The 10,402-nt window shown below is 51.7% G+C and carries 20 protein-coding genes and 1 pseudogene; all 21 read left to right on the forward strand.

Annotation, left to right across the window (positions count from 1 at the left end):
• The 21 genes and pseudogenes from ACOTXD_RS05640 (at position 1) to ACOTXD_RS05740 (ending at position 10,315) form a co-directional block, all read left to right on the forward strand.
• Positions 1-300 carry a protein ren gene (locus ACOTXD_RS05640; protein WP_206512253.1) on the forward strand — a complete coding sequence of 100 codons (300 nt, stop codon included), beginning with the start codon at positions 1-3 and terminating at the stop codon, positions 298-300.
• Complete coding sequence (locus ACOTXD_RS05645) at positions 297-824, forward strand: ead/Ea22-like family protein (protein WP_241237794.1); 528 nt, start codon at positions 297-299, stop codon at positions 822-824. Before ACOTXD_RS05640 ends, ACOTXD_RS05645 begins: the two co-directional genes overlap by 4 nt.
• Positions 821-1,108: a hypothetical protein gene (locus ACOTXD_RS05650; RefSeq protein ID WP_241237795.1), complete on the forward strand. Its 288-nt coding sequence runs from the start codon at positions 821-823 to the stop codon at positions 1,106-1,108. Before ACOTXD_RS05645 ends, ACOTXD_RS05650 begins: the two co-directional genes overlap by 4 nt.
• A gap of 158 nt (positions 1,109-1,266) precedes the next feature.
• Positions 1,267-1,455: pseudogene (locus ACOTXD_RS05655) on the forward strand (ead/Ea22-like family protein); the annotation flags it as partial.
• A 199-nt stretch (positions 1,456-1,654) separates the two neighbouring features.
• Complete coding sequence (locus ACOTXD_RS05660; protein WP_126501609.1) at positions 1,655-2,485, forward strand: hypothetical protein; 831 nt, start codon at positions 1,655-1,657, stop codon at positions 2,483-2,485.
• Positions 2,486-2,518: 33 nt separating this feature from the next.
• Positions 2,519-2,767: a hypothetical protein gene (locus tag ACOTXD_RS05665; RefSeq protein WP_045344942.1), complete on the forward strand. Its 249-nt coding sequence runs from the start codon at positions 2,519-2,521 to the stop codon at positions 2,765-2,767.
• 2 nt (positions 2,768-2,769) lie between these two features.
• Positions 2,770-3,024, forward strand: coding sequence for a DNA polymerase III subunit theta (locus tag ACOTXD_RS05670; protein ID WP_126501611.1), 255 nt, complete (start codon positions 2,770-2,772; stop codon positions 3,022-3,024).
• A 25-nt stretch (positions 3,025-3,049) separates the two neighbouring features.
• Positions 3,050-3,307: a hypothetical protein gene (locus ACOTXD_RS05675; protein WP_126501613.1), complete on the forward strand. Its 258-nt coding sequence runs from the start codon at positions 3,050-3,052 to the stop codon at positions 3,305-3,307.
• 180 nt (positions 3,308-3,487) lie between these two features.
• A complete protein-coding gene (locus ACOTXD_RS05680; protein ID WP_126501615.1) occupies positions 3,488-3,937 on the forward strand; it encodes a recombination protein NinB in 450 nt (149 codons plus the stop codon).
• Positions 3,930-4,100, forward strand: a complete 171-nt coding sequence (locus tag ACOTXD_RS05685; protein WP_126501617.1) for a NinE family protein — start codon at positions 3,930-3,932, stop codon at positions 4,098-4,100. Before ACOTXD_RS05680 ends, ACOTXD_RS05685 begins: the two co-directional genes overlap by 8 nt.
• The gene (locus ACOTXD_RS05690; protein WP_126501620.1) at positions 4,093-4,734 is read left to right on the forward strand and encodes a recombination protein NinG; all 642 of its coding nucleotides are present in this window, start codon (positions 4,093-4,095) and stop codon (positions 4,732-4,734) included. Before ACOTXD_RS05685 ends, ACOTXD_RS05690 begins: the two co-directional genes overlap by 8 nt.
• Positions 4,731-4,928 carry a Lar family restriction alleviation protein gene (locus ACOTXD_RS05695; protein WP_353622155.1) on the forward strand — a complete coding sequence of 66 codons (198 nt, stop codon included), beginning with the start codon at positions 4,731-4,733 and terminating at the stop codon, positions 4,926-4,928. The genes ACOTXD_RS05690 and ACOTXD_RS05695 overlap by 4 nt, the downstream gene beginning before the upstream one ends.
• Positions 4,925-5,020 (forward strand): hypothetical protein, encoded by a 96-nt coding sequence (locus tag ACOTXD_RS05700; protein WP_421766383.1) that lies wholly within the window; start codon positions 4,925-4,927, stop codon positions 5,018-5,020. The genes ACOTXD_RS05695 and ACOTXD_RS05700 overlap by 4 nt, the downstream gene beginning before the upstream one ends.
• 17 nt (positions 5,021-5,037) lie before the next feature.
• Positions 5,038-5,727: a bacteriophage antitermination protein Q gene (locus tag ACOTXD_RS05705; RefSeq protein ID WP_126501621.1), complete on the forward strand. Its 690-nt coding sequence runs from the start codon at positions 5,038-5,040 to the stop codon at positions 5,725-5,727.
• A 736-nt stretch (positions 5,728-6,463) separates the two neighbouring features.
• A complete protein-coding gene (locus ACOTXD_RS05710) occupies positions 6,464-6,784 on the forward strand; it encodes a hypothetical protein (protein ID WP_032141950.1) in 321 nt (106 codons plus the stop codon).
• A 55-nt stretch (positions 6,785-6,839) separates the two neighbouring features.
• Positions 6,840-7,292, forward strand: a complete 453-nt coding sequence (locus tag ACOTXD_RS05715) for a lysozyme (RefSeq protein ID WP_223866363.1) — start codon at positions 6,840-6,842, stop codon at positions 7,290-7,292.
• A complete protein-coding gene (locus ACOTXD_RS05720) occupies positions 7,289-7,666 on the forward strand; it encodes a DUF2570 domain-containing protein (protein ID WP_061856549.1) in 378 nt (125 codons plus the stop codon). The genes ACOTXD_RS05715 and ACOTXD_RS05720 overlap by 4 nt, the downstream gene beginning before the upstream one ends.
• Entirely contained in the window at positions 7,650-7,817 is a 168-nt protein-coding gene (lysC, locus tag ACOTXD_RS05725) for an Rz1-like lysis system protein LysC (RefSeq protein WP_309143738.1), read from the forward strand. Before ACOTXD_RS05720 ends, lysC begins: the two co-directional genes overlap by 17 nt.
• Positions 7,818-8,090: 273 nt before the next feature.
• Entirely contained in the window at positions 8,091-8,609 is a 519-nt protein-coding gene (locus ACOTXD_RS05730) for a Rha family transcriptional regulator (protein ID WP_061856548.1), read from the forward strand.
• Between the two features lie 599 nt (positions 8,610-9,208).
• A complete protein-coding gene (locus tag ACOTXD_RS05735) occupies positions 9,209-9,439 on the forward strand; it encodes a hypothetical protein (RefSeq protein ID WP_003859853.1) in 231 nt (76 codons plus the stop codon).
• A gap of 219 nt (positions 9,440-9,658) precedes the next feature.
• A complete protein-coding gene (locus ACOTXD_RS05740) occupies positions 9,659-10,315 on the forward strand; it encodes a hypothetical protein (RefSeq protein ID WP_421766384.1) in 657 nt (218 codons plus the stop codon).
• Positions 10,316-10,402 lie beyond the last annotated feature (87 nt).

Below are 10,402 nucleotides of genomic sequence, written 5' to 3' on the forward strand. Positions count from 1 at the left end.
ATGAAAGGCAAACAGGAAATTCTGCGTTATCTCGAAACGCACAGGACCTTTACCGCGAAGGATGTGGCCACAGAGTGCGGCATGACCATCAACTGCATCACGAAGAATGCTATCGATCTGGAGCGGTCCCGCAAGATTGTCCGGGTGAGCAAGGTCTGGCGAACAGTGACATATCGCCTTGCGACACCAGAAGAGCAGGCCGGTACGGCACGAAGCTGTACCAATGGGATATTTCAGGAGTGCCGAAACAGTCCGGCGATGAGAAGGGTATTGATGGTTTGGGGGAGGGTGGGGGTATGACAAACGTAAGTGCAGTAGAAAAAATGGCTGAATTAATGCAGCAGATGGAAGAGAACTCGCCGCGAGTAGCTGCTTTCCAGTATTGCCTGAAACAGGTTGCGGAAAAAGTGGAAGAGGCAGAAAAGCGCAATGCGGAACTTGAAGCCAAGTGCGCGGCGCTGGCTGCGGAGAATGCGGGGCTGAAGGAGGCTTGCGGTGGTGACGGCAGTTATAGAGATTGCCCTGCTTGCGCTCATTCTGAATACATTGAAGCACCTGACACCCAAGCCACCGACGCTTTCCTGGCTGAAGTTCGGGCTCAGTCCCACAAGGAAGGCGCTCACTTTGTTGCCAACCGAATGTTGGCTGCATGGGAGGCTGGGTTTATTGATGACACGGCGAAGAACGCAGCTGACATTGCGCGGATGATCCTTACCTCCACAGAGTTTATGGCTGATGCTCCCGAAGGCGATTTCGATCGCTCGTTCGCTGATGGCGTACTCGAAGACATCGCCGCCCAGCTTCGAAAAGGAGTGCAGTCATGAGCAACGCAATAGACGCACACCTGACCGACGAGGTGATCAATGCCGCTTTCGAAAACACGAATTTTGGACGCACTGATTTCCGCACCATCCTTGCTGAAACAGTCATGAAGCGTGCTGCCGGTTATCACTCCGGCTGGACTGCAACAACCATATGCATGGGGCTTGGCTTGCTGAGCTCGAAGAATCAGAGTGCTACTAAGCTCGGTCTGACTTTCGCTTTCCATCACTACTACAAACCATGCGTGCGTGAAGCGCTGATGCCAGTTCAGGAGGACGCCAAATGAGCAACATCGACAAACATGCACAGAAGGAACTCTATGCGAAAGTTGAGCAGCAGGCTCATTCTCTTCGTGGGAGTCCTCGCGAATATCAGGTGTTAACTGGCTTGTGTCCGGTAAACGTTATCGAAATGCAAGCACAGAAAATTCAGGCGCTGCTGGATGAGCTGGAAGCCAAAGACGCGAAAATAGCCAATCTTACCGCCGAACGCGATACTCTTCGTGAAGGCGAGATGGGCGACGCGAAGCACAGCAATACCCGTGCTGCGGCCGATATCTATTTCCAGTTAGTCGAGGAGTGCGAAATACCTGCCGGCGGCTCACTGGTTGAGTATGTATGCCAACTGCGTGAGTGTGCAGCGGCAGGAAAAGGAGAGTGAGCATGAAACAGGGTGACATTATCGAAAGCGTCCACACCGGAAACAAATTCATCATCGAATACATCTCTAAAGATGGGAAAAGTTTTGTGCTTGTCTACCAGGCTGATGCTACTCAGCCATCTCGGTGTTATGCGGATTATGACATCAGACGCAGTTTCAGGAAGGTGAACCCATGAGCACACTTACCAAAGAATGGCTCCAGCAGACTATCGCGGAGCTTGAAGAAGAGCGTGATGCGACACCATGCGCTGTAAACGAAGACGCGACCAATGCTCTGGCTGCGATGAAACTAGCGCTGGCATCGCTCGAAGCGGAGGCTGTGGCGTTCAGGTCAAAGTTAAAATCAACTTCCGCTATAGGTAGCGAGCGTTGGGAGTATACGGGTCATCGTCAACCTGACGCTTTCGAACTTCAAAACTGCATTATTGAGCGCCTATACACCGCCCCGCCAGCGCAGGTAGTTCCTGAAGAGTCCACGCCTGAAAATATTGCGATTCTTGCCAGCACATTCGCGCCACGCGGCATTACATACCAGTGGGATAGAGATGAGTGCAATGCAGCAGCTGACTCCTGGAACGCCTGCCGCGCCGCCATGCTTCAGGGTGCCGAAAACGCCGAGACGCCCACCACCATGCAGACCGCGCCAGCACTGGATTCTTCGCCAAAAATTGCCGAGTCGTACACCGGCATAAATCAGGGTAAATCCGAACCTGTAACGACGGCTTACAAGTTGCCAGAGATTGGTTGGCTACGTGCTGATTATCAGGATGATAATCGCGGTCTGCGGGGTAATGCTCCGCTGTTCGTTTTGGGTAAAAAAGACCCATCATCGGTATGGGGACTAGATTACATCCCCCTTACCGCCAAATCTCCGGTGATTCCGGATGGTTGGGTGCTGGTGCCAGAAGAACCCACCCATGAAATGCTTGAGGCTGGTGATGAACAATTCGGAACTTATGATGTGTATCGCCGGATGGTAGCAGCATCACCGCAGCAGAAGTGATCTATAATCCCCTCAAATAACCGAGGGGGTTTTATGTTTAAAGAAAAAATGAATCTTGAAGCTGGCTACACTCTTATGGACGACGGTACCTTCAGAAGGGGGCATTTAGCGAGCCGCATTGACCGAAATTACATTGTCCTTGACGATAATCAGAACAAAATTGGCACAGCCACAGTTACTGTTATCGAGCAGACAAAGCCTCCATTTAAGGAAAATGTCCATATTGTGAGAAAGGACCTTGAAGGAAATGTAGTTTTAGATGTGCGATATGTCGACGATTAAAAATGAGTAGATTCAATATCGCATCAAAGCCGAAAGACGAGCAGGATAAGGTTAACGTCGATCTTGCAGCGTCCGGTGTGGCCTACAAAGAGCGCCTGAACATGCCTGTTATCGCCGAGCAGGTAGCTCGTGAGCAACCAGAGCATCTACGAGAGTATTTCATGGATCGCGTGCGGCACTATCGCGAGCAGAGCGTTGCATTGCCTAAGCCTTCTGATCCGAGCTATGTTGAGATGGCTGAAGCTAACAAAAAATAAAGGGGAATCAATGAGAGAAGATCGGATGGTTATCAATACTCTTGAGGAGGCGATGGAGGTTGTAAACAGTTTAATACTATTTACCTCCGGTTCTGAGCACATGAGTGTAATTCAAGGGATGTATGAAGTTTCTCCTAAACTAAACATCCATCAGGTTAATGGTATTTTTCTGGAAGAACTTCAGAACAGCACTGTGGCTGGAACAAGAACAATTAGCAGCAATCTGTCTCCTAACGGATCTCATGTCGGCAGGGAATTAATTATCACTTTAACCAGATTCTAAATTTTGATTTTGCAAAATCATTAAGCCATAATCATGTCATCGGAGCCTGAACAACTCCGGTGACTTCTGCGCATTTAAGGGGACTTAAATGCGACCACAATATGAACTCCTCACCTTGTCACAGATGCAGAAATGCAACTGCGATTTTCTGCATTCTGCGTTACCTCTCGGAGGTGGCGTATGAAGCAGCACTACTGCATCGTCAACGATACCGTTAAAGACAATCTCATCGCGTACATTCGCACCTTGCCGGTAAACCCTCGCGCGCCGATTGTTGTCGAGGCCCGTGAAGAGACCCGCACCGACAAGCAAAACCGTCTGATGTGGCCGCTGCTGAAAGACCTGTCTGACCAGGTAGTCTGGCACGGCGAAAAGCTTACCCGCGAAGAGTGGAAGGACCTCATCACCGTTCTGGTGAATCAGACCCAGGACCAGGAACAGAAATCCGCGCCTGGCATCAACGGCGGCCGCGTTTATTTCGGCGTCCGCACATCCAAATCCAGCAAGCGCTACATGGTCGATGTCATCGAGGCGATTTACTGGTTCGGCACCGACCGCGGTGTGAAGTTCTCAGAAGCATCCAGTAAGCGCATCGCCTGGGCGCAAGAGTGGAGGGCTTCCCGTGGGTAATCCTCTCGCACGCGTCATCACAAATCACATCTTCCGCGTTCCGGCACGCCGCCAGCGTAAGCCCGCGGTTAAGCCGTCAGACATCCCGACCTTGAAAGGCTACACCGCCCGCCTGGTGGATCAGAAATGGCTGCGTCTCGCGGCGCGGAGGAATCATGCGTAAACCATCCCGCCGTAAGTGCAAAGTATGCGGTGAATACTTCGTGCCGAAATTCCACGACATCCGGATCCGCTGGTGCTGCCCGGAGCACGGAGCAATTCTCGCGATGGAAGAACGCGAGAAGGAGAAGGTGAAAGCCGCTGCTAAGCGCATTAAAGAGCAGAAGGAGGCAGAGAAGGCCGGGCGCAAACGCCGTAAGGAGAGGCTGGCAGAGCTACGGCCAGCAGGTTACTACAAAGCGCAGGCACAGCAGGCTTTCAACGCCTTCATCCGTGCGCGCGATGCCGATTTGCCATGCATCAGCTGCGGTGAGACTAATCCACCAGATCTGCATGGCGGCCAGTGGGACTGCGGACACTTCAAAACGGTCGGCGCTAATCCTGAACTGCGCTTTGAAGAGCGCAACGCCCATAAGCAGTGCAAATCGTGTAATGCCGGAGCGGGTAAATACACCGCCAAGGAGGCCACTGTCGCGCAGCACTACGAAGCGGGCCTGGTCGCTCGTTACGGTCAGGAATACGTCGACTGGCTCAACGGCCCCCACGAAATGACCAGCTACCGCCGGGAAGACTTCATCAGGATCCGCGATGAGTACCGCGCCAAGCTCAAAGCACTGAAGCAGCGGGAGACAGCATGATTTACGACCTCAAGCTTCCGCATTGGGCTTCACTGCTTAACTGCCCATTCAGTGGTGGTGAGGCAGAGCTGGCTGCCGATGGCGATGGTGTTTATGCCGGATGCGCTACCAAGCAGTGCCTGATAAAGCCAATAACCGACACATATCCAACAAAACGAGATGCGATTCGTGCGTGGAATCGGAGGCCATCATGACCAGAGAGCAGATTGCCAGATACCAGGCTGAAAGCGTTAAGCGCGCCAACCTGCCGCCAGTAGCAAAGCACAGCCAGACCAAAACCAACTAGCCACAGAAGGAAGCCGCATGAACAGTCAGCAACTGGAATACGTACGTCAGCAGCTCATTGTGGCGACCGCAGATCTGAGCGGGGCGACGAAAGGGCAGCTGGTAGCTTTCGCCGAGAACGCGCAATTCACCGCGACGGCGCGCAGTCGGGGACGGAAGAAAATAACCGACCCGGTCACCGGCCGGAAGGTTAACCCCAACGGCCCGGCGATGAGCGGCAGCCAGTCCCGCGCCAAAGGATCATCCATCGCGCTGGTGGGCCCGGTTGAGTTCGTGACAGCATCGTGGCGCCGCGCTGTCCTGTCGCTGGAAGAACACCAGAAAGCATGGCTGCTCTGGAACTACAGCGAAAATATCCGCTTCGAGTACCAGGTGTCGATCACCCAGTGGGCGTGGGCAGAGTTCCGTGGGCAACTCGGCGCGAAGAAGGTGGCTGGCAAGACTATGGAGCGCTTGAAGAAGCTGATATGGCTGGCGGCGCAGGACGTCAAAGCTGAACTGGCAGGGCGTGAGACGTACGAATATCAGGCGCTGGCGGAACTGGCGGGCGTTGCGAAATCCACCTGGACAGAAACCTATCTGCCTCACTGGCTGGCTATGCGTAACAGCTTTAAGCGACTCGATAGCGGTGCGCTTATCTCTGTAACGCGATCACGTTCACAACAAAAGGCGACAAATTTAGATGTAAGTCTTGCAAAACCGAACTGAAACGCATATATTTCATGTAAATCTGATATTGTGCCATTGATGTATGCATTGGCGGTATCAAACGCTTCGTTAAGAGGTTGAGATGGAAGTAAGCCAGCTAAAAAGGCCCATGCACCCACTCAAGGTAATAGAGGAGTGGCGTAATGGTTGCTCCTGTAGCATCGGTGCTGAAGGAGAGGCAGTTCACCCATCCAGTTGTGAAGCATGCACCGAAGCAGCCATGAAGGCGATCGAGAGTTGGTTTAAATCATCAAGCGAGCCTGAATGGGGTGACTGGAAACCAGCACCTTAACTGCAAAGAAGAAAATTAAGAGCCTCGCCATTGTGCGGGGCTTTTTCGTATCTGCACAACAGGAAAGAGCATTGGCGTGAAGGGCTCATAACCCAACCCACGCAGCAGCATGGAGTTGGCGCGAAGTGCTCAGTGCTCTGTCCGTTGTGGTGAATGCGCAGGCTGATGCGCAAGGGCAAGAATCTTTCGCTGGATTCGGTGTGGCCACGCAGCCCGCTGTAGGCAGTCGCAGCAAGCCGGAGATCAGCGCCGGCCACCACCGACCAAACCCACTACCTGGGACCCTTCGGCCAGAGAGCCGACATTGCCTTACCCTCATCTTCCTGGCTTGTCGCCAGGTTTATTATTCAGGCCGCAGACAATCAATTCCAGATGCCACGTAGCTATCGTGTCTGACGGCCTTTTCCCAACTACCACACAGCACCCCGGACCCGGAGGTGTGGAATGCAACGTATGAACCCAACAAATGGACACGATCTGCCGTACTGGTGGTCGGCGGCCTTGGGTCTGTTCTCTTTGCTTAGCCTACAGGATTACGTTTTTATTATCGGCGCGCTGGTATCGGCGTTCTTCACGATAAAAACCTATTACGCAAAACGGAAAGAAGAGCGTGAGCGTATGGCTGAGGAAAGGAAACGAACCCAGCTGCTGGAAAACTACTTATCTGATGTAGGTAAAAAACCTCACTCCGATCGTCCGGCTGCCGCCGAGGTGGTTACGGAGGCAATGCGGAGAATTTCCGGTGGCACAGTTGAAACTGAGTAAGAAAAGCGGCGCGGCGGGCATTGTCTGCTCCGTAGGAACGATCATCGCTATTGTGATGAATGCGGGACACGTCCGGACTAACGAGCGCGGGCTGGAGTTAATCGGCAACGCTGAATCTTGCCGACGAGATCCATATGTCTGCCCGGCCGGTGTGCTGACTGACGGTATGGGGAACACGCATGGCGTGAAGCTTGGCACCGTTAAGTCTGACCAGCAGATCGCAGCCGAATGGGAGCGCAACATCCTTGATGCTGAGTCCTGCGTTAACCGTTACGGGAATGGCAGAAAGCTATCTGACGATACTTTCTCAGCAGCTGTATCGGTAACGTTTCGTGCTGGCTGTGGGAACATGCGCACCTCCACGATGTTCTCTCTTCTCAGAAGTGGAGACATCACGGCGGCATGCAACCAGTTCCCTCGCTGGGTATGGGGAGGCGGCAAGGTTCTGCCTGGTCTGGTAACTCGAGCAGGGAAAGAAAAGGCGCTCTGCCTGGAAGGTGTTAAATGAGCCGGTTAACAGCAATCATCTGTGCTTTCGTTATCTGTCTGCTGGTTTCCATGGCCTGGATGATTAACCATTACCGCGACAACGCCATCACCTACAAGGACCAGCGCGACAAGGCGACGGTCAGGGCAGACACATCGGAAGCGATCACCAACAACGTGATCACCACGATGAACCTTATCCGTGACATCTCACAGGCTACCCAGAATGCAAAGAACGAACTGGCTCAAAAGGGCGAAACGCGCATTGTCTACATCAGGCAGGCACTTGAAGGCGATCCGTGTGCTAACCAGCTTGTTCCTTCTGCCGCTGCTGACAGCCTGCGGGAATACGCAGACAGTTTACGTTCCGGCCCCGGTGGTGCCGATAAGCGCTGACCTGACCGCAGACACACCGATCCCCGGAATGGTGGTTCCGTTCACATGGCAGGCAAGTCTCGAGTTAAACGCTCAGCTCTACACGGCGCTGGGGCAGTGCAATCTGGATAAGGCGGCGATCAGGAAAGTTGAAGAAGCGAGAAAAAAATAAATTGAATTCGAGAAATGAAAGTAGTAAAACTCAGTCATGCTGTGAGCAGTCCAGCTGAAGAGAAATCATCAAGTGTCAAAAACAAAATTCTGAGCCTCGGCAATCGCCGGGGCTTTTTTGTATCCGCATTTCACCGCGCACCGCATGCGCATTTAAACCACGTCGAACCATACCCTTTGAAATGAGCCTTTGAGGAAGTCAGTTAGAGCTGGCGAGCCTCGACGGGCTGATTTCCTATGCGGCAAAGGTTCATCTCAAAGAAAGGTACACGCTATGAATAATCCGTCAGTTATTCCGGCTTTCGATTTTCGTGAAATGGTCACGACCCTCGACAACAAGATAATCACCACATCACTCAAGGTGGCGAATTACTTTGGCAAGCGACACAAAGACGTTTTGCGTGCCATACGTAACCTGAAATGCTCCGATGACTTCACCCAGCGCAATTTTGCGCCCATTGATTTCATTGATAAAAATGGCGATGTTCAGCCTATGTATAACATCACCCGTGACGGATGCATGATGCTCGTGATGGGGTTCACTGGCAAAACAGCTGCCGCAGTAAAGGAGTGTTACATCAATGCCTTTAACTGGATGGCCGAGCAGCTAAACCGACGCATGGCGATGGGTGAAGAAATGCAGCACCGCTTCGCCATTAAAGAAACGCGCTCAAAGCTGAAAGGCACGATCGGAAGCCGATTGATGAATGAGCGGAAGAAAGAGAAGCGCGTTCTGGAGCTCGAGCATGAGCACATCATGCAGGTTACGCAGCCTGAGTTGCTGATTAGCTAAGCCGGCCATTACAAAGCTCATCTGCTGGTTGCTAATGGTGATAAAATGCAGAGTCCCATGGATTTTGGGGTAGGAAAAGCCTGGATATGATGCTAGAAATCATAACATTAAAAAGACCGTGAGATGCAGTATGAAAATCTTAGGATTGGATGAGTACAGAACCCTTCGTGAGGGAGGGACAATGAAGTATTTTGAACTGGAACGCATGCCTAACAGCACTTGGGCTGCCATTTTCGAAAGTTTGTTTACCGAAAAGGATGAAAAGGCATGGGTAGAGGGTTACTGCATTGTGACGAACTGCTCAAACAGTGAAGTATCCACCCGGTTCATATACTTGAAAGAAAAGTGCGAAGAAGCGAACTCTATATACAGGGTTAAGCATTCTGCACTATAACTAATTAAAGAAAGTTAAACTCCTGGTGATTTGTTTGCTGCCATTTTCACTTCTTTCAGAATTGAATTCAGGTGAATGAGTTAAAAAAGACTTTTGGGCTATTAAAGGTAACGTAAATCACAGGCAAAAGATTCGTCAATGTGATTGAGTGTTCATGGGACTAACAATCTTCTCTTGTAAGGAATTATGTGTAGAAGGAGATTTTATGGCACAGCTATTGATTTTTGCTGATGATGAGCCTGCTAAGTTGCTGAAAATTCGAAGTTATCGGAGCAAGATTCTTTATCTGTATGCTAATGATGAGGTGAGGTGTTTGGATGTGGTGATTTTTTTTTCAACTTTTCTGAAAGGCGAAAGTGGGGCCATATTGGTGGCAGCCGACAGATACGTGAGCAGGAAAGAAATTATCGAGGCTTATGATGCTCTAATTGGTTGAAAGCAGCGAGACTGGCGCGTAGCAGTAGGATGGGGCATGCTTGGTTCTATACGTCAGTAGAGTGATACAGGAGTTCATATCGGCCAGACGAAGCGTGATGCTACTTTAATCCAGCGGGTGAGCGCTTAATATTGTTTGTCCCAACGGTTCGAACCCATTTCTGATTACCACATTCAAGCCACTGGCACTCGCTGGTGGCTTTTTTTATTGGAGTGAATAATGGCAAAACCGGACTGGGAGGCCATCGAGACGGCGTACCGGGCCGGAGTGATGTCCCTCCGAGAAATAGCATCACAACACGGTATCAGCGAAGGCGCTATCCGTAAGCGCGCCAAGCGTGACGACTGGTCGCGTGACCTCAATGCGAAGATTCAGCAAAAGGCTGATGATCTGGTACGCAAACAGGAGGTACGCAAACAGGTACGCAACGAAAGCACTTTGACCGAACGCGTACTGATAGAGGCGACTGCCGAGGTAATTGCCACGGTACGCATGGAGCACCGGGGAGACATCCGCCGGGCTCGTGAACTGACCAACACGCTATTCGATGAACTTGGTGCGCAGTGCGCAGATGTAAGAGCGCTCGAGCAGTTGGGCGACATCATGTTTGACCCCGACGATAAAGGGCGGGACCGGCTCAATGAAATTTATCAGAAAGTGATCAGCCTGCCTTCCCGCGTTAAATCCATGAAAGACCTGAGCGACAGCCTGAAGACGCTGATCGGCCTCGAGCGTGAGGCATACAGCATCGAGAATAAGGCTGAAACGAAAGAGGTCACCCATAACGTCATGCTGGTGCCAACCAGTGACAACGTGGATGACTGGGAGGCGGCAGCGCAGAAACAACAGGACGGGGTGACCTGCCCCCAGGATTAGCTACAACCTTCAGTTAGTAATGTCGGTTGGTTTTTCTTCATATTTCCTGTTTCGCCAGTCTGTTGCGAATTCAGCTGGTGTCTGGTA

This window comes from Enterobacter cloacae complex sp. CDL013 (genome assembly GCF_049238805.1).
Classification (GTDB): domain Bacteria; phylum Pseudomonadota; class Gammaproteobacteria; order Enterobacterales; family Enterobacteriaceae; genus Enterobacter; species Enterobacter hormaechei_C.